The organism is Nocardia acididurans, assembly GCF_016741815.1.
Lineage (GTDB): Bacteria > Actinomycetota > Actinomycetes > Mycobacteriales > Mycobacteriaceae > Nocardia > Nocardia acididurans.
On sequence record NZ_JAERRJ010000010.1, the window covers coordinates 117,569 to 136,113 of the forward strand.

Here is an 18,545-nt window from a genome sequence, read left to right on the forward strand (position 1 = left end):
GCAGAGTGAACGGCGTGGCCCTGTTCCAGGTGTTGAACCTACTGCTGTTCCTCTTCTGGCTGCTGCTGATCAGCCGAGTCATCGTCGAGTTCATTCGCAGCTTCGCGCGCGACTGGCGGCCGACCGGCTTCGTCGTGATCGTGCTGGAGGTGATCTTCACGATCACGGACCCGCCCGTGAAACTTCTGAGGCGTTTGATACCTCCAGTGAATCTTGGGGGAATTCGGCTCGATCTGTCGATTATGGTCCTGCTATTCATCGTCTTCATCCTGATGTCGATCACCGGCTCGCTCGGGCAGTCGGTAGCTCAGGTGTGACAGAATGGGCCCAAAGAAAGCTTGCCCAGATCTACCGCTAGATCTCCATACGAAGCGTGAAGGGATCGTTCCATGCCGCTGACCCCCGCCGATGTTCATAACGTCGCGTTCAGCAAACCACCGATCGGGAAGCGCGGATACAACGAGGACGAAGTCGACGCCTTCCTCGACCTGGTCGAGCAGGAGCTCTCACGCCTCATCGAGGAGAACGCGGATCTTCGCCAGCGCGTTGCTGAGTTGGACGCCGAGCTGGCCGATGCGAAGAAGAACCGGGGTCCGGTTCAGCAGGTCAAGCAGCCGCCCGTGCCGGAGCCGGTGAAGCAGGCGCCGGTCGCGCCGCCGCCGCCGATGCCCGCCCCCGCGCCCATGCCGGTCAAGGCCGAGGCCCCCTCCGCGGATGCGAATCTGCAGGCCGCCAAGGTGCTTTCGCTGGCTCAGGAGATGGCCGATCGCCTCACCTCCGACGCCAAGACCGAGGCCGAGCAGCTGCTGGCCAACGCCAGAGCGAATTCCGAGCGACTGGTCAGCGACGCCCGCACCCGCTCCGAGGCCATGATCGCCGACGCCCGCCAGAAGGCCGAGGCCATGCTGTCGGACGCGCAGACCCGCAGCGATTCCCAGCTTCGCCAGGCCAAGGAGAAGGCCGACGCCCTGCAGGCCGACGCCGAGCGCAAGCACACCGAGATCATGGCCACCATCACCCAGCAGCGCAGTGTGCTGGAGAGCCGGATCGAGCAGCTCAAGACCTTCGAGCGCGAGTACCGCGTGCGCCTGAAGTCCTACCTGGAATCGCAGCTGGAGGAGCTGGAGAACCGTGGTTCCGCGGTCCCGGTCGACGGTGGAGAATTCGGCGGGGAAGCCGCCGGCAACGGCGCACTTCTCAAGGGCGGCAAGTAAAGTCGTACGTACGGCCTTCGGTGCCGCGCTGATCCCCGTCCCCGGACGGGGAAGCGCAGCGTGGTGCCGCCACCTGTCCGGCCGACGCCGCTATGAACACCGCACGAGGGGTGGGTCCTCATGCTCGTGGTGACGCTCGTTCTCGCTGCTATCGGCTTCGGTCTGCTCGTGACCGCCTTGACCACCGGTTCGGTGATCTGGGCGTGGGGCTGCATCATCGTGTGCGTCATCGGCGCGGTGCTGCTGCTGACGAGCGCGTTGTCGATGCGAGAGGACGACGACGATTCGCAGTCGCATCCGGGCGGTAAGCACGCCCGGCATTGAGCTCGTGAACGTGGGGGGAGGGTCCAGGGAATATCCGCTGGACCGTCCTGGCTAGACTGGTGACAGCTACACGGCGTCGATCCGGCCATCACCGGGGAGCCTTCGGAAGAACGGCAGCCCGCGCTGCTCACTAGAACCGAACGGGTGAGCCCGTCACAGCTCGCAACGAAGAGGCCCGGTCTCGCGCCGGGCAAGCGGGGTGGTACCGCGGTCACGACGCATCCGCGTCGGAATCGTCCCCGTGCCAATGGTTTTCGGCACGAGGAGACGGAGAGCCCGCGATGGCGGACGAGGCGTTTGAAGCGAACACAGCCACCCGCGACGCATACCCCCGCGTCGATCTGACCCAGGCCGGCTCCGGCCAGGTGTCCTTCCCTGAGCTGGAACAGCGGGTTCTCGCCTACTGGGCCGCCGACGACACCTTCCGTGCCAGCATCGAGAACCGTTCCGATGCAGAGGAATTCGTCTTCTACGACGGTCCGCCGTTCGCGAATGGCCTGCCGCATTACGGTCATCTGCTCACCGGTTATGTGAAGGATTTGATCCCACGTTTCCAGACGATGCGCGGAAAGAAGGTCGAACGGCGTTTCGGCTGGGATACTCACGGCCTGCCCGCGGAAATCGAAGCCGAGAAGCAGCTCGGTATCACGGACAAATCACAGATCGACGAGATGGGTCTCGCGGAATTCAATGCCGCGTGCAAATCCTCGGTCCTGCGCTACACGAATGAGTGGCGCGAGTATGTGACCCGCCAGGCGCGCTGGGTGGACTTCGACAACGACTACAAAACCCTCGACCTCGACTTCATGGAGTCGGTCATGTGGGCCTTCAAGTCGCTGTACGACAAGGGCCTGATCTATCAGGGCTTCCGGGTGCTGCCGTACTCCTGGTACGAGCAGACCCCGCTGTCCAACCAGGAGACCCGGCTGGACGACGCCTACAAGATGCGTCAGGATCCGGCGGTCACCGTCGACATGGTGCTGAGCGTGCCCGCGGAGCATCCGCTGCACGAGCTCGACGGCGCGAACGCGCTCATCTGGACCACCACGCCGTGGACTCTGCCGTCCAACCTCGCCATCGCGGTGCATCCGGATGTGACCTACGCCCACCTCGAGGGCAAGGACGGCAAACGCTACCTGCTTGCCGCCGAGCGGGTTTCGGCCTACACGCGAGAACTCGGCGAGGAACCGACCGTCCTGTCCGAGCATGCGGGCGCGGCGCTGAAGGATCTGCACTACCGGCCCCCGTTCGACTTCTTCGTGGGTCACCCGAACGCACACCGCGTGCTGAACGCCGACTACGTCACCACCGACTCCGGCACCGGCATCGTCCACCTCGCCCCCGCCTTCGGTGAAGAGGATATGGACGTGGCCTCGGCCGCGGGCATCGAACTGGTGCAGCCCCTCGACCCGGGCGGCAAGTTCACCTCGATGGTGCCGCCGTACGAGGGCCTGATGGTCTTCGACGCCAACCCGGTCATCATCAAGGATCTCAAGGCCGCCGGAAAGCTGTTGCGGCACGAGACCATCGAGCACTCCTACCCGCACAGCTGGCGGTCGGGTCAGCCGCTGATCTACATGGCGGTGCCGTCCTGGTTCGTCGCGGTCACCAAGTTCCGCGACCGCATGGTGGAGCTCAACCAGCAGATCACCTGGGTGCCCGAGCACATCCGCGACGGCCAGTTCGGCAAGTGGCTCGAGGGCGCGCGCGACTGGAACATCAGCCGCAACCGCTACTGGGGTTCGCCCATCCCCGTGTGGGTGTCCGACAATCCGGAGTTCCCGCGCGTGGACGTGTACGGCTCGCTCGACGAGCTCGAGCGCGACTTCGGCGTGCGCCCGGCCGACCTGCACCGCCCGATGATCGACGATCTGGTGCGCCCGAATCCCGATGACCCGAGCGGGAAGTCGATGATGCGGCGCACCCCCGAGGTGCTGGACTGCTGGTTCGAGTCGGGCTCCATGCCCTTCGCGCAGGTGCACTACCCGTTCGAGAACAAGACCTGGTTCGACGGCGGCCACGGCGACGACAACGGCAACGCGGTCCCCGGCCACAATCCGGGCGACTTCATCGTCGAGTACAACGGCCAGACCCGCGGCTGGTTCTACACGCTGCATGTGCTGGCCACCGCGCTGTTCGATCGTCCGGCGTTCAAAACCGTTGCGGCGCACGGCATCGTGCTCGGCGACGACGGCCTGAAGATGTCCAAGTCCAAGGGCAACTATCCGAACGTCAACGAGGTCTTCGACCGCGACGGCTCCGACGCCATGCGCTGGTTCCTGATGGCCTCGCCGATCCTGCGCGGCGGCAACCTGATCGTCACCGAGCGCGGCATCCGCGAGGGGGTCAGCCACGCGCTGCGCCCGCTGTGGAACGCGTGGACCTTCCTGCAGCTGTACGCCTCGAAACCCGGTACCTGGCGCACGGATTCGGCGAATGTGCTGGATCGCTACATCCTGGCCAAGCTGGCGCAGACCCGCGACGCCATCACCGCGGCGCTGGAGATCTACGACATCGCCGGAGCCTGTGACGAGCTGCGCTCGTTCGCCGACGCGCTCACCAATTGGTATGTGCGCCGGTCGCGTTCGCGCTTCTGGGAGGAGGACCGCGACGCCATCGACACCCTGCACACCGTGCTGGAGGTGACGACCCGCCTCGCCGCGCCGCTGCTTCCGCTCATCTCCGAGGTGATCTGGCGCGGGCTCACCGGCGGTCGTTCGGTGCATCTGGCCGACTGGCCGGCGGCCGCGGATCTGCCGCACGACGCCGAACTGGTGTCGGCCATGGACGAGGTGCGCACGGTCTGCTCCACGGTGCTGAGCCTGCGCAAGGCGCAGAACCTCCGGGTGCGGCTGCCGCTGTCGGAGGTCACCGTGGCGGCCTCGGATGCCGAGCGGCTCACCCCGTTCGTGGATCTGATCGCCGACGAGGTGAACGTCAAGAAGGTCGACCTCACCGCCGATGTGGCGTCGCACGGCCGCTTCGAGCTGGTCGTCAATGCCCGCGCCGCGGGTCCGCGCCTGGGCAAGCAGGTGCAGACGGTCATCAAGGCGGTCAAGGCGGGAGAGTGGAGTGAGGCCGCTGACGGCACCGTCACCGCCGCCGGGATCGCGCTGCTGCCCGAGGAGTACACCCAGCGTCTGGTGGCCGCCGAACCCGAGTCCACCGCCGCCCTGCCGGGCAACTCCGGCCTGGTGGTGCTGAACTCGCAGGTCACCGAGGAGCTGGAGGCCGAGGGCTGGGCCCGCGACCTCATCCGCGACCTGCAGGAGACCCGCAAGGCCAAGGGCCTCGACGTCTCGGACCGCATCACCGTGGTGCTCGACGTCCCGGCCGAGCGACTGGCCTGGGCGCAGACCCACCGCGAGCTCATCGCCGGTGAAATCCTGGCCACCGCACTGACTTTCGGTGACGCGGGCACGGAGGCCGCCGAGATCGCGGGCGGGGTGAAGGCGTCGGTCAGCAAGAACTGACGCGCGCGGCGCAACGCCGGGCGGACAACGAGGGGCGGGGCCATGACGGCCCCGCCCCTCGGCTGTTCCGGCGTGGTCAGAGCGTCCGGCCTGCCGGCGCCAAAGTCTGAAAGTGTCTTGCCTCACATACTGCTGAGACGTGTCGGCCCTTGTGTGACTGCTGTTGCGTGCGATACAACAGCTATACGCTAGCAACTTTCAACGTCTAGTTGAGCTTGCGTGTTCTGCTGATCGACACAACTGATAGAAGCGCACTGCCAGGCAAGTCGTACCGGGTGGGATGCCATGGGGAAGTGGTTCATCCCGCACAGGAGAGTTTGCTGTGCTGTCGCCGTATCGGCTCGTCGGGTGGGTGCCACACCTGAAGGGCGTAGTTGTATGAGCAGTCGCTGGATTCGTCGTACCGTCAAACTCCTGGCCGCCGTCACCGTGACCACCCTGGCCGTCCCGATCTGGGCCGGAATCGCCCACGCCGACACCGGAAGCGGCACCGGGTCCGCCTCCTCCGGCAGCGCCACCGGATCCTTCTCCGGCAGCGCCAGCGGGTCGGCGCAATTACCCGTCACCAGTCCCCGCGCCGTCGCGGCGCTCGGGGTGGCCGCCACGCAGATCGGCAAGCCCTACGAGTGGGGCGGCACCGGACCGGATGCCTGGGACTGCTCCGGCCTGGTGCAGTGGGCCTACCGCCAGGTGGGCATCAATCTGCCCAGGACCACCTGGCTGCAGGTGGATTCGGGCCTCGAGGTGCCGTTCTACGCCCTGCAGCCCGGCGATGTCGTGATCCTGAACGGGGACGCCTCGCATGTGGGCATCTACGCCGGGTTCGGGCAGATCCTCAATGCCTACGACTGGGGTGTGCCGGTGGGCTTCACCCCGCTGTCCCAGTTCGAGATCTACGACATCCGCCGCTTCTACTGAACCCGAATTCCCTTACTCCACAACCAGTTCCACGGGGATGTTGCCGCGGGTGGCCTTGGAGTAGGGGCAAACCTGATGCGCGGCCTCGACCAACGCCCGGCCCTGCTCGTTCTGCAGGGTTTCGGGCAGCTCGACGCGCAGCACGACGGAGATGCCGAAGCCGGTCTCATCGTCCTTGTTCAGGCTGACGTCGGCGGTGACCGAGGTGTCGCCCAGGTCGATCTTCTGCGTGCGGGCCACGACCTGCAGTGCGCTGGCGAAGCAGGCCGAGTAACCGGCCGCGAACAGCTGCTCGGGGTTGGTGCCGTCGCCGGTACCGCCGGCGGCCTTGGGCTGGGCCAGCTTCAGGTCGAGGTAGCCGTCGGAGCTCAGGGTGCGGCCTTCGCGGCCGACCGAGGTGGCGGAAGAGGTGAAGAGTGTGGTCATTGCGGTCCTCCTAGACAGACTTGTCTGTTCACGTCCTGACTCAGAGTAGACAGATCTGTCTGCTAGAGTCAAGGGCATGAGTGAAGCCCGCGAACGCCTGCTGGACACAGCGACCCGGCTGTTCTACGCCGAGGGCATTCACACCGTGGGCATCGACCGCATCATCGCCGAGGCGGCCATCGCCAAGGCCACCTTCTACCGGCACTTCAAGACCAAGGACGACCTGGTCGTGGCATATCTGGAACGCGAATACGCGCGGCAGAAGGAGATGCTGGAGTCGGTACCGGGCGAGGGGGCGGACTCGGTCGCGGCCATCTTCGAGCGGCTCGGCAGGCTCAGCGGCGAGCCCGGATTCCGCGGGTGCCCGTTCCTGAACGCGGCGGTGGAGTTCGCGAATCCGGAGCATCCGGTGCGCGCGGTGGTGGAGAACTATCGCGGCTGGTTCCGCGAGCTCATGGCCGAACGGCTGCGCGCGGCCGGACACGAGGATCCCGAGGGGGCCGCCCGGGTGCTCCTGCTCACCCGCGACGGCGTCACCATCAGCGGCGGTGTCGGAGACGCCGAAACCGTCCGGGTGGGAATCCGGACGGCCTTGGCGCAGGTGGGAATTCGGGCCTGAAGGTCGCGGCGTGCTCACACGCCGACCGATTCCTCCATCTCCTCCTCGGCGGTCTGATGCTTGTCGGGCTCGACCGCGTGCTCGGGAGCCGTTGCGGCCCGGCGCTTCTCGTACCGTGCCGCCGCGAGCATGAGCGCCAGTCCGGCCGCGAACCACAGCAGCAGGCTGGTGATCCGCCCGCCGAAGCCCGCGCCGTCGAAGTACATCAGGCTGCGCGCCCCCTCCACGAAGCCCGCGCCGTTCCAGAACCCGTGCAGCGCGCCGAAGAAATCGTTCTGCAGCCACGGGCTGTACACGCCACCGGAACTGGTGAAGTTCAGCATGACGAACAGCACCATCATCACCAGTGTGGTCCAGCGCTGCAGGAAGGTGTGCAGTCCGATGCCGATGGCCAGCACGCCGGCCGAGTACAGCCACGACAGCGCCCACACCGCGCCCGCGTCGTGGTCGACCACATGGAATACCGGCCCGGCGACCACGAGCCCGATGAGGCTCACCAAGAACGAGGTGACCAGGCCGAACAGTGCGCGGATCGCCATGGACAGCCCGGCCCCGGCCGCGCCGATGGCCGCCACCGAACCGTAGGAGCCGATGCTCAGCGCCACCAGCAGGAAGAACAGGAAGAAGATGCCCTGTGCGGTCGGATCGCCGGGGGCGGGCGAGGTCACGTCGGTGACCTTCAGCGCCACGCCCTGCTGGTCGGTGACCCGCTGGAACACCAGTTCGGTCGCCATCGCCGTGGTGTCCGAACCGGCCTTGGCGACAAGCAGTTCCGGGTGCTGGGCGTCGGGCACGAACGCGCCCGCGAGGTCGCGGTTCCTCAGCTGTGCCACGGCGTCGTCGCGGGTGGGCACGGTGATCACGTCGAGGGCCTTGCCGCCCTCGTCCTTGAGGGTCTGCGCCAGCACCATCGTCTGCGGGCTGCCGCCCACCACCGCGATCGCCAGATGGTTGGGTTCGGGCTGATGGAACGCGCCCAGATAGGCCAGGCCCATGCCGAGGCACATGAGCAGGGGTGTCAGCAGGTGGGTGGCGACATGCCGGATCTGATGCGAGGCCATGGGTTTTCTCCGAATAGTTGGTAAATGCAACTGTGGTGAAGTTGTAGTCTACAACTATGAGTAGCGACCCGGCATTCCCCGACCGCGCCGATGCGATCGATGTCATACAGCGCGAGCTCACCGCCTTCGCCCGCCGCGCCCGGGGCCGCGCGGCGGAACTGCATCCCGGCCTGTCCCTGGTGGCGTCGAGCATTCTCGACCTGGTCATCGAACGGGACGGCTGCCTGGCCGCCGAGCTGGCCGGGCATTTCCATCTCGACAAATCCACGATGAGCCGCCAGGTCGCGGCGCTGGAGCAACTCGGTTATCTGGACCGCGAGGTGGATCCGGCCAATCGGCGCAATCACGTCCTGCGGGCGACGCCGGAGGGGAAGCGGGTGGCGCGGGAGGCGGCGCGCAGGCGGGCCGACGCCTTCGCCGACCGCTTCCAGGATTGGGACGATTCGGATGTATCGCGGCTGGCGGCCTATCTGGTCCGCTACAACAGCGCCGACGAGCACGCGCCGAATAGTTGATAAGTGCACTAAAGGAGTTGGAGTTCAACCGAATTCGATGAACCGGCGCGCCTGCGCTGGATAGACTTGGCGCGCGTCTCGCCGGTCGGGGCGAGACCTTCCGCTGGAGGTGGACGCCATGTCCCAGGGGTCGAAAGGTTTCACCAGCGCAGGCCGTGGTCGTCGCGGCCGGATTCTCGCCGCGATCGGCGGCGCACTACTGCTCGCCGCGGCCGGATGCGGGGCCGAGCCCGATCCGGACGCCACCGTCCCGGCCGAGGGCACCCGCGTCAGCGGGGCGCCCGGCACGGTCGCCAGACCCGGTTCCCTGGAAGGCTTCTCGTCACCGGAGAGCGTGCTCTTCGCCGAGGACCGGTGGTTCATCTCCAATGTGGGCACCGCCCGCGACCCCCTCGCCAAGGACGGCGACGGCTACCTCACCGAACTCAACGCGGTGGGCACCGTGACGGCCCGGCGTGCCATGCCGCGCCAGGGCGATCCGCCGCTGCACGCTCCGAAAGGTATGGCGCACACCGGCAATCGGGTCTTCGTGGCCGATATCGATCGGGTGGTCGGCTACGACGTCGACACCCACGGCCAGGTGTTCGAGGCCCCGCTCTCCGGCGCCGAACCCGCCATGCTCAACGACATCGCCCTGCTCGACGACAAGACCCTGCTGGTCAGTGATTCGCTGCGCGGCATCGTGTATCGGCTCGACCTGGAGTCCAAATCCTTCGAATCCCTGGCCACCGCGATTCCCGGCGCGAACGGCATCGCCCTCGATCCGTCCGGAAAGGTGGCCTATGTCGCCGCCACCGGAGCCGATTTCACCGGCGGCGATCTGTGGCGGCTGGATCTCACGCAGAACCCGGTGGTGCCGCAGCGGGTGGGCTCGGTGCACGGCGTCCTGGACGGAATCGCGGTGCTGCCCAACGGAAATACCGTGATCTCGGACTGGGTGTCGAGCACCCAGCCCGATCAGGTCGGCACCATCCAGATCTACAATCCGGACGGCAGTCCCGGCGCCACCGTGAAACTGCCCGAGAATCTGCACGGCCCAGCCGATTTCGGGCTGGACGGCACCGGGCGCAATATCTGGATTCCGGCGATGCCCGACAACCGGGTGGTCGTGGTGCCGCTGCCGTAATCCGTTGCGCTGTCGGGCTACTGCTCTTCGACCAGCTGTCGCAGCAGCGGCCCGTACTCGGGATGCGCCAGCGCCGAGGCGAATTGGGCCACCAGGTAGTCGCCCGGGTTGCCGGTGTCGTACCAGCGGCCGCGAATCACCTGTCCGTACACCGGATTCTCGGCGGCGAAGATATTGATGGCATCGGTCAGGTACACCTCGCCGGTGCGGTGGGTGTACCAGTTGTCGACCTGTCCGCGCAGCTCCTCGATGATGCCGGGGGTGACCACGTACCCGCCGATGGCCGCGTACGCCGAGGGCGCGTCGGCGGTCTTGGGCTTCTCCTTGAGCCCGCTGATGCGCATGAGCCCCTCGCCGACGGTCTCCTCGACCACGGGCACGCCGTAGCGCTGCGATTCGGCCGGATCCATCGGCATGAGCGCGAGCACCGGCGCGCCGGTCTTCTCGTAGGCGTCGATGAGCTGCTGGGCGCGCGGCACCTCGGCGACGAACACGTCGTCGGGCCACAGCACCAGCATGGGTTCGTCACCCAGATTGCGGGCGGCATTGAGCACCGGGGTGCCGTTGCCGTAGGGCCCGTGCTGGTCCAGATAGGTGATGTGGCCGAGCCGCCCGAGTTCGTAGACCTCTTCGACGGCGTCGGCGTAGGCGGCCTTGCCGTCGGCGCGCAGCTGCGCCACCAGTTGCGGGTTGGGGCGGAAATGGTCCTGGATCAACGACTTTCCGGCGCTCACCACAATGGTGATGTCGGTGATGCCGGAGGCGACCAGTTCGCGAACCGTGTGCTCGATGACGGGCTTGTCACCGACCGGGAGCATCTCCTTCGGGATCGCTTTGGTCAACGGCAGCAGCCGGGAGCCGATGCCTGCGGCGGGGATCACGGCCTTGCGAATCGTCATGATCCGATCATCACATATCGCAACAGACGTACCTGTCGGTAGTGGCGCGTAGCCTGCCCTGTGTGGATACCTCCGTTGATCGCAAAACCGCTGGTCACAGCGCGCGTTGGGTGATCCACATCGATATGGACGCCTTCTTCGCCTCGGTCGAGCAGCTGACCCGTCCGACCCTGCGCGGGCGGCCCGTCCTGGTGGGCGGGATGGGCGGGCGCGGCGTGGTCGCCGGGGCGAGTTACGAGGCGCGCGTCTTCGGGGCGCGCTCGGCCATGCCCATGCATCAGGCGAAACGGCTCGTGGGCGTGACGGCCGTGGTGATTCCGCCGCGCGGGTCGGTGTACGCGGAGCTGAGCGGGCGGGTCTTCGACACACTGCGCGAACGCATTCCGGTGCTGGAGACGCTGTCCTTCGACGAGGCGTTCGGTGAACCGGGGGAGCTGGCCGGAGCCGGGCCGGAGGAAGTCCTGGAGTTCTGCGAGGACCTGCGCGCGGCGGTGCGGGCGCGCACCGGACTGGTGGCCTCGGTGGGCGCGGGCAGCGGTAAGCAGCTGGCCAAGATCGCCTCCGGTCTCGCGAAACCCGATGGGGTGAAGGTGATTTCACCGCTCGAACAACAAGCATTCCTCGCCGCCCTGCCGGTGCGCAAGCTCTGGGGCGTCGGCCCGGTCGCCGAAAGCCGTTTGCGCACACTGGGTATCGAGACCGTGGGCGCGTTCGCCGCGCTGCCCGAATCGGAGGCCGCCTCGATTCTGGGCTCCGCCCTGGGCATCGCCCTGCACCGGCTGGCTCGCGGCATCGACGATCGCCCGGTCGCCGAACGCGCCGAGGCCAAACAGATCAGCGCCGAAACCACCTACGAGACCGATATCGTCACCCTCGCCCAGCTGCGGCCCGCCATCGACGCCATGGCGGCGTCGGCGCATCGGCGGCTCACCCAGGACGGCCGGGCCGCGCGCACGGTGGTGCTCAAACTCAAGCGGGCGGATATGAGCATCGTGACCCGCTCGTCCACCCTCCCGTACGCCACCGAGGATCTGACCACGCTCACCGCGGCCGCGCAGCGCTCGGCACTGGATCCCACCGAACTGGGCGCGATTCGATTGGTGGGCGTGGGTTTCGCGGGTCTGTCGGAGATCCGGCAGGAGTCGCTGTTCCCGGAGCTGGATCAGACCGTCGACGCCGGTGAATCCGTCTCGGAGGAGCCGACGCTGGGCCTGGCGCTCGGCCCGGAACCCGAGGTGCCGCCGCCGACCCGCTCCTACACCACCCAAACCTGGTATCCCGGACTGGATGTCGAGCATCCCGAGTTCGGGCACGGCTGGGTGCAGGGCTCCGGCCACGGCGTGGTCACCGTGCGCTTCGAAACCCGTTCCACCGGCCCGGGTCCGGCGCGCACCTTCACCGCCGCCGATCCCGCCCTCACCCGCGCGGATCCACTCGGCAGCCTGCGCTGAGCCCGAGCCTGTGAGGGCATTGCGTGAATTATGAGGATTCGGCCTGAAAGTGCCTTCGGACCGGTTTCCGGGTCGGATTTCCGCGTGTCTCGTACTAGTGTCGGGCCTCGTGCAGCGCTGCCGTCGGGTGGCGCCTGTCTCGTAGTCCAGGGACCTACTCGAACGCAAAGGACGAGCAGTTGAAGCTTCAGAAGACCGGACGTATCGCGGTTGCCACGCTGGCCATCGTTACCGCCCTCGGACTCTCCGCGTGTGGTGAGGGTGACAAGAAGGAGACGAAGCCGAAGGCCACCACCTCGAAGGTCACCGCGGCTCCGAACACCAGCTACCCGCCGGCCCCGACCGCCGCGGAACTGAACACCGAGCTGCAGAAGGCGCTGGACCCCAACGTCCCCAATGATCAGAAGCTCGACATGATGCAGGGCGTCTCCGCGGATCCGAGCCTGCCGCAGCGCCTCACCGAGGCCTACCAGCAGAACAACGCCACCATCACCGTCACCGGCGTGACCGACCTGGGCAACGGCACCATCACCGCCGACGCCGAGGCCTCCATCAACGGCGGCCAGCCGCAGGTGATGGTCGTGCCCTTCGTGGCCGAGGACGGCAAGTGGAAGGTCCAGAAGGAGTGGATCTGCAACACCCTCTCGCTGGCCAACCAGACCTCTCCGGCCTGCGCATAGTCGGCTGACCGGCCTGTGATCGGCGTCACGGTCACAGGTTCGGTCGCATCCGAAAGGCGCGCGGTCCGGTTTGCCGCCTAATATCTGCGGTCGTGACCGACGTGTTGGAGAGGGCGGAGAGCGATTCCGCCGGCAGTGCTGAACCCGATCCCGCGAGACCGCAAACGGGGGGCTGGGAGCGGCCGCTGGCATTGATCGCGGGCCTGGTCGCCGTCCTGGCGGCCGTGGCGATCCCTTTCCTGCCCGTGCGGATGGACGCGACCACCCTGGCGTGGCCGCAGGGCAATTCGACGCAGAGCATCGAGGCCCCGCTCGTCTCCTACGCCCCGCTGAGTTTCGACGCGACCATCCCGTGCGCGGCGGTGGCGCAACTGGGTGCGCAGGGCGGCACCCTGGTGGCCACCACGCCGAACGGGGCCCCGGACCGCTGGCGCTACGGCTTCCTGGCCTGGGTCCAACCGGCGAGCACCGCCGACGACGGGACCGTCAACCCGGCTCGATTCGAAGCGGTGCTGCGCGATCAGACGCTGATCAGCGTGCCCGTCGCGGACCTGGGCGCGGACTGCGCGTTCACCGTGCACGCGGGCATGACCGAGACCACCGCGACGCTCACCGGCACGACCCTCGGCGCGACCACCGTGGCCCCGGTGCGGCTCGACGGTGATCACCGGCCGCAGCTGGTCGGCATCTACAGCGATCTGGCCGTGTCGGACGGTGCGCAGGTCACCGCGCAGGTCGACAGCCGATTCTCCTCCACGCCCGCACTGCTCAAGCGGATCGCCATCTGGACCGCGCTGGCGGGCACGGTGATCGCGCTCGTCGCGCTGTACCGGCTCGATCGCCGCGACGGCCGCCGCACCCGCCCGTTCCTGCCGCGCCGGTGGTGGCGGTTGCAGCCGGTCGACGGCGTGGTGCTGGGCACGCTGGTGCTCTGGCATTTCATCGGCGCGACCACCGCGGACGACGGCTACCTGTTCGGCATGGGCCGGGCCTCCATCCCGTCCGGCTATATGGCCAACTACTTCGCGTACTTCGGCGTTCCGGAGAATCCGGTGGGCCTGTACCACTCGCTGTTCGGCTATCTCGCCCTGATCTCGCCCGCCAGCCCGTGGGTGCGACTACCCGCCCTGCTCGCGGGTCTGCTGTCCTGGTTCGTGATCAGCCGCGAGGTGATTCCCCGTCTGGGAGTGCGCATTTCGCGTAACCGGGTGGCGGTGTGGACCGGCGGCCTCGGTTTCCTGGCGGTGTGGCTGCCCTACAACAACGGCCTGCGACCCGAAGCCGCCGTGGCGATTTCGGTGCTGCTGACCTGGGTTTCGGTGGAGCGCGCCATCGCGACGCGCCGCCTGCTGCCGTACGCGGTCGCCATTCTCATCGGCGCGTTCGCCTGCACCGCCGGTCCGTCCGGCCTGATCTGCGTCGCGCCGCTGCTGGCCGGAATCCGGCCGGTGTGGCGGATTGTCGACGCACGGGCGCGGGAACTGAGCAGGCCGGTCGCGCCGGATGCCGGATTCGCGACTGTCCTGCGTGCCCGGCTCGGCTCTTACCTGGCCCTGCTGGCTCCGCTGGGCGCGGCCGGAACCGTGGTGCTGGTGGCGGCCTTCGGTGATCAGACCATGGCCGCCATGCTCGAGATGCAGCGCGTGCACGAGATTGTCGGCCCGAATGTCAAGTGGTACAACGAATATCTGCGCTACCAGTACCTGTTCATGCCGACCATCGATGGTTCGGTGGCGCGCCGCTTCGGCATGTTCGTGTTCTGGCTGGGCCTGATCGTCTGCGCGCTGGTGCTGCTGCGCCGCGGCGGCCGGATTCCGTTCACCGCCGCCGGGCCGGTGCGCCGCCTGCTCGGCAGCAGCGTCGGCGTCATCCTGCTGATGATGACCACCCCCACCAAGTGGACCCACCACAACGGCGTGTACGCCGGGCTCGCGGGTTCGGTCGCGGTGGTGACCGCGGTGGCGGTCGGCCCGCGGGTGCTGCGCTCCCCGCGCAACCGCGCGCTGTTCGCGGCGGTGGTGGCCTTCCTGCTCGCCATGACGTTCTCCACCATGAACGGCTGGTGGTACGTCTCGAACTGGGGCATCCCGTGGAACGACAAGCCGGTGGTGCTGGCCGGCACCGGGGTCAACAAGCTGTTCCTGGTACTGGCGCTGCTGCTGCTCGCGCTGGCCGGGTGGTTCCATGTGCGCGCGCCCGAACCCGGTACGCCGCACCGTATCTCGGGTCGCGGCCGGCGGCTGATGGCCATCCCGCCGCTGACGCTGGTGGCGGCGTTCATGGTGCTGTTCGAGGTGGGTTCGCTCGCCAAGGGCGCGGTATCGCAGTACCCGGGCTTCTCGCTGGCCAAGTCGAATGTGAACGCGGTGCTGGGCAAGCCGTGCGGTATCGCGAACGACGTTCTGGTCGAGAGCGATCCGAACGCGGGCATGCTGGCTCCGCTGACCGGTGACGCCTTCAGCGCCTTCGCGGGCGAGTCGACCGGCTTCGTCCCGGGCGGCGTGGCCCCCGATCTCAAGGCCGACGACGAGGTCGACACCAGTGCGATCGTCACCGCGCTCAACAGCGCCGAGCGTGACGAGTCGGCCGGAACCACCACGGCCGCACTGCCGTTCGGGCTGAACCCGGCCACCACGCCGGTGCTCGGCAGCTACGGCACGAGCGAATCGGTCGCGAACCTCACCACCGGCTGGTACCGGCTGCCCGCGGCCGGTGAGCGCACCGGCATCATCGCCGTCACGGCGGCGGGCCGGATCCGCTCGGTGGACGCGAGCGGCGTCGTCACCCCGGGCCAGTCCGTCGAAATCGAGTACGGCACAGCCGATTCCACCGGTGGCGTGCAGCCGCTGGGCAGCGTCGCGCCGATCGATATCGGCCCGGCCCCGACCTGGCGGAACCTGCGGGTGCCGTTCACCGACATCCCGGCCGAGGCCACGGTGATCCGCCTGGTGGCGAGCGATCGCGAACAGAACCCGAAGCAGTGGGTCGCGCTGACCCCGCCGCGGGTGCCGCAGACCCGCACGCTGCAGCAGGTGGTCGGCTCCGACGCGCCGGTGCTGCTGGATTGGGCTGTGGGACTGCAGGTTCCGTGCCAGCGGCCCTACGAGCACCACGACGGCATCGCGGAGACGCCGCAGTGGCGCATCCTGCCCGATCGGGGTGGCGCCAAGGACACCAACCTGTGGCAGAACCACGACAGCGGCGGCCCGCTGGGCTGGAGTTCGCTGCTGCTGCGCCCGCAGACCGTGGCCACCTACCTGGACAAGTCCTGGCGCACCGACTGGGGCGAGCTGCAGCGGTTCAGCCGCATCGACGATTCGGCGGCGGTGGCGCGGCCGCAGGTGACCGTCGAAACCCGCTCCGGCATGTGGACGCCCGGCCCGATCGACGTACTCGGCTGGCGCTGACAGTGGTCCGCACCCGTTTCGACGCTGAAGCGGGTGCGGAGGCGGTGGGATTACCCGGCGCCGCCCTGCATGTCGGCCATGCGCTTGTCCATTTCCTCCGGGGTGACGTCTTCGACGTGGGTGGACACCGACCAGCGGTGACCCCACGGATCCTCGAAGACGCCGACCCGGTCGCCGTAGAACTGGGTGGCCGGGGCCTGGAGTTCCTTGGCTCCGGCGGTCAGCGCCGCGGCGAACGCGGCATCGCAGTCGTCGACGTAGGCGTAGAGGTTGACCGGGGTGCCGCCGACCGCCTTGGGGTCGAGGAAGCCCATCTCGGGCGCGGGGTCGCCGAGCATGATGACGGAGTCACGGAACTGCAGCTCGGCGTGCGCGACCTTGCCGTCGGGTCCGGGCATGCGGAAGCGCTCGGCCGCGCCGAAGACGTGCTTGTAGAAGTCGATGGCCTGGGCCGCGCCGTCCACGGCGAGCGCCGGACAGACGGCGGGGTAGCCCTCGGGAATGGGATTGACATCGGACATGGTGGACCTCCGATTCGAATGTGTCGGACGTCTCGAAACCTACGCCTGGGGTCCGACAAAAGAATCGGGAGTTCAGCCCTATGAACCGGTTGCGGCCCGCAATTGCTTCACCTGTTCGGCGGTGATGTCGCCGAGTTTCTGCGGGTCGGGTTCCGACGCACCGGACATGGCGATCTGTACGACCGTCGATCCGACAACGGTCAGGCTCACGGCGGTGTAGAGGGTGAATCCCTGACTCGACGTGTGCACCCGGAAAGCGGTCGAGGCGTCCCCGGCCTTCGGAATTTCCAAACCGCCCAGCCGGAATTCCACGGTGATATTGTCGGCGTCCTTACCGGAATATGCCGCGCACCCCTGCAACAGCGATTGCACCAGCGAAAAAGCCTGTGCCGAACCACCGTTCGCATACGAGGCGGCATCGATATCGATACTCGCGAAATCCGTCCCGCTGAACTGCGCGATGGCCTGCGCGCGGGCGCCGGGGGCCTGCTCGGCCACGGGGGACAGCACCTTCGCGCACTGCGACGGGTCGGTGGCGGTGCCCGCCCCGGTGACCGTGCCCGGCGGCGGGTCGTTCAGCGCCGTGTAGCCGGTCAGCACCGTCTCGTCCAGCAGGCTGTTGCGCAGCGTCACATCATCCAGCGCCGGGGCGTTCGACGCCGTCGGCGGCTGCACGGTCGGCAGCAGCGACGGCAGCGGATCGGTGGAATCGCCGGAGCCGCACGCCGATACGGCCACCGCCAGGACGGCGGCGAGCGTCGCGAGCGCGGTGCGGCCGGTGCCGGATTCGATCAGTGCCACGTCAGGCACTGTAGTTCAGGACTGCGACGGTTCCGGGACGCGGCAGCTCACGCACCCCACTGCACCTGGGTGCGCAGGGTCTGGCGCAGCGTCACCGCACTGTTGGGATCCCGGTAGGTCTGATTGCCGCCGACCTCCACCGAACCCGAAACCGGTAGCGGCAGGCCGAGATCCACGGTGATATCGCCCGCCCCGTGCATGAGGTAGTCGACGATCTCCAGTTGCCCCGCCTGATTGGGCAGTTGCCACACCGTGGTTTTCGGCGTCTGCACCACATTCAGGCGGATGGTCAGCAGGCTGCCCTCGCGGTGCGTGAGCGTCGCGGTGGTCACCTGGTCCAGCGGCACACTGCCCGAGACCTGCTGGCGCACCGTCCATACCGCGCCCACCCCGACGGGTTCGTCCGGGAACGTGATGGACTGGTACACCGCCTGATAGAACGCCTGCTCCAGTGCGGCCCGCGCGGCATCGGAGGTGGCGGGCTTGGGCGCGAGCCGCAGCGCGGTGATGGCCCCGAGCTCGCTGATGTCGAATCCGGCCCGCGATCCGTCGGCCGGCAGCAGCGCCTTGGCCAGCGCCGGATCCGGGGAGGTCACGGTGCCGAGGGTCAGCTCGATGTCGTCGTCACCGGCCTGGGCGGTGAGCGGAATGGTGATGGCGGGCGGCGAGAAGTCGCGCACCGCCTGCGCGTTGATCTGCTGCTCGATGTGATGGTCGGTGCGCAGCGTCACCTGCTGGGTGACGCCGGGCGCGACCTCGGGCCGTAACGCCGCACGCGGTTCCGCGCCGTACTCCAGCACCGTGGTGGTGACCGCGGAGATGGGTACGGTGACCTCTCTGCCGATCCCGACGAGGGGATCCGCGCCGTCGCCTTCGACGGTCGTCTCCGAACCGTCGCTGCACCCGGTGCCGAAGGCGGACAGGGCGAGGGCCATCATGACGAGCAGGACACTGGATCTCGCGCCGCGCGCACCGGGGCGCGGTCGACCGGAGGAACCGGTACAGCGTGCGGTGGCGTTCGCCGAGCTGGGGGATGAAGACAACACCGTCACGTCGAACAGGTTACGGCCCGATCCTGATAATCAGCTGGGATGCGTGCATGTGCGGATC

At 67.8% G+C, this 18,545-nt stretch carries 17 protein-coding genes; 11 read left to right on the plus strand and 6 right to left on the minus strand.

Annotated features, from left to right (window positions below):
- Window positions 1-14: 14 nt before the first annotated feature.
- The 5 genes from JK358_RS25730 to JK358_RS25750 all read left to right on the plus strand — a co-directional run bounded on the left by JK358_RS25730 (window position 15) and on the right by JK358_RS25750 (window position 5,929).
- Window positions 15-317: a YggT family protein gene (locus tag JK358_RS25730; RefSeq protein WP_181585602.1), complete on the plus strand. Its 303-nt coding sequence runs from the start codon at window positions 15-17 to the stop codon at window positions 315-317.
- A 72-nt stretch (window positions 318-389) separates the two neighbouring features.
- Complete coding sequence (gene wag31, locus JK358_RS25735; RefSeq protein ID WP_201951815.1) at window positions 390-1,214, plus strand: DivIVA-like cell division protein Wag31; 825 nt, start codon at window positions 390-392, stop codon at window positions 1,212-1,214.
- A gap of 120 nt (window positions 1,215-1,334) precedes the next feature.
- A complete protein-coding gene (locus JK358_RS25740) occupies window positions 1,335-1,538 on the plus strand; it encodes a hypothetical protein (RefSeq protein ID WP_201951816.1) in 204 nt (67 codons plus the stop codon).
- A 281-nt stretch (window positions 1,539-1,819) separates the two neighbouring features.
- A complete protein-coding gene (ileS, locus tag JK358_RS25745) occupies window positions 1,820-5,011 on the plus strand; it encodes an isoleucine--tRNA ligase (RefSeq protein ID WP_201951817.1) in 3,192 nt (1,063 codons plus the stop codon).
- A 378-nt stretch (window positions 5,012-5,389) separates the two neighbouring features.
- The gene (locus JK358_RS25750) at window positions 5,390-5,929 is read left to right on the plus strand and encodes an NlpC/P60 family protein (protein ID WP_201951818.1); all 540 of its coding nucleotides are present in this window, start codon (window positions 5,390-5,392) and stop codon (window positions 5,927-5,929) included.
- Between the two features lie 12 nt (window positions 5,930-5,941).
- Here the strand turns inward: JK358_RS25750 and JK358_RS25755 are convergent, their stop codons facing one another.
- A complete protein-coding gene (locus JK358_RS25755) occupies window positions 5,942-6,355 on the minus strand; it encodes an organic hydroperoxide resistance protein (protein ID WP_201951819.1) in 414 nt (137 codons plus the stop codon).
- 76 nt (window positions 6,356-6,431) lie between these two features.
- Between JK358_RS25755 and JK358_RS40115 the strand changes: the two genes are divergently transcribed.
- Window positions 6,432-6,974: a TetR/AcrR family transcriptional regulator gene (locus tag JK358_RS40115; RefSeq protein ID WP_201951821.1), complete on the plus strand. Its 543-nt coding sequence runs from the start codon at window positions 6,432-6,434 to the stop codon at window positions 6,972-6,974.
- A gap of 14 nt (window positions 6,975-6,988) precedes the next feature.
- Here the strand turns inward: JK358_RS40115 and JK358_RS25765 are convergent, their stop codons facing one another.
- Window positions 6,989-8,035, minus strand: coding sequence for a hypothetical protein (locus tag JK358_RS25765; RefSeq protein WP_201951824.1), 1,047 nt, complete (start codon window positions 8,033-8,035; stop codon window positions 6,989-6,991).
- 56 nt (window positions 8,036-8,091) lie between these two features.
- Here JK358_RS25765 and JK358_RS25770 point away from each other — a divergent pair, with 56 nt between their 5' ends.
- Together JK358_RS25770 and JK358_RS25775 are read left to right on the plus strand one after the other, a co-directional pair.
- Window positions 8,092-8,550, plus strand: a complete 459-nt coding sequence (locus tag JK358_RS25770) for a MarR family winged helix-turn-helix transcriptional regulator (RefSeq protein ID WP_201951828.1) — start codon at window positions 8,092-8,094, stop codon at window positions 8,548-8,550.
- A gap of 118 nt (window positions 8,551-8,668) precedes the next feature.
- Complete coding sequence (locus tag JK358_RS25775) at window positions 8,669-9,676, plus strand: SMP-30/gluconolactonase/LRE family protein (protein ID WP_201951831.1); 1,008 nt, start codon at window positions 8,669-8,671, stop codon at window positions 9,674-9,676.
- Between the two features lie 17 nt (window positions 9,677-9,693).
- Here the strand turns inward: JK358_RS25775 and JK358_RS25780 are convergent, their stop codons facing one another.
- A complete protein-coding gene (locus JK358_RS25780; RefSeq protein WP_201951833.1) occupies window positions 9,694-10,575 on the minus strand; it encodes a UTP--glucose-1-phosphate uridylyltransferase in 882 nt (293 codons plus the stop codon).
- Window positions 10,576-10,700: 125 nt separating this feature from the next.
- On the opposite strand from JK358_RS25780, the gene JK358_RS25785 reads away from it, so the two are divergent.
- From JK358_RS25785 to JK358_RS25795, 3 genes are all read left to right on the plus strand, one after another.
- On the plus strand, window positions 10,701-12,026 hold the full coding sequence (locus JK358_RS25785; RefSeq protein WP_201952591.1) for a DNA polymerase IV: 1,326 nt from the start codon (window positions 10,701-10,703) through the stop codon (window positions 12,024-12,026).
- 179 nt (window positions 12,027-12,205) lie between these two features.
- Complete coding sequence (locus tag JK358_RS25790) at window positions 12,206-12,706, plus strand: WKL family lipoprotein (RefSeq protein WP_201951835.1); 501 nt, start codon at window positions 12,206-12,208, stop codon at window positions 12,704-12,706.
- Between the two features lie 92 nt (window positions 12,707-12,798).
- Window positions 12,799-16,113 (plus strand): arabinosyltransferase domain-containing protein, encoded by a 3,315-nt coding sequence (locus tag JK358_RS25795; protein WP_307817741.1) that lies wholly within the window; start codon window positions 12,799-12,801, stop codon window positions 16,111-16,113.
- A gap of 50 nt (window positions 16,114-16,163) precedes the next feature.
- On the opposite strand, the gene JK358_RS25800 is transcribed toward JK358_RS25795, so the two are convergent.
- From JK358_RS25800 to JK358_RS25810, 3 genes are all read right to left on the minus strand, one after another.
- Window positions 16,164-16,634, minus strand: coding sequence for a VOC family protein (locus JK358_RS25800; protein ID WP_201951837.1), 471 nt, complete (start codon window positions 16,632-16,634; stop codon window positions 16,164-16,166).
- Window positions 16,635-16,712: 78 nt separating this feature from the next.
- Window positions 16,713-17,435 carry a sensor domain-containing protein gene (locus tag JK358_RS25805; protein ID WP_201951839.1) on the minus strand — a complete coding sequence of 241 codons (723 nt, stop codon included), beginning with the start codon at window positions 17,433-17,435 and terminating at the stop codon, window positions 16,713-16,715.
- A 47-nt stretch (window positions 17,436-17,482) separates the two neighbouring features.
- A complete protein-coding gene (locus JK358_RS25810; RefSeq protein ID WP_307817742.1) occupies window positions 17,483-18,487 on the minus strand; it encodes a hypothetical protein in 1,005 nt (334 codons plus the stop codon).
- Window positions 18,488-18,545 lie beyond the last annotated feature (58 nt).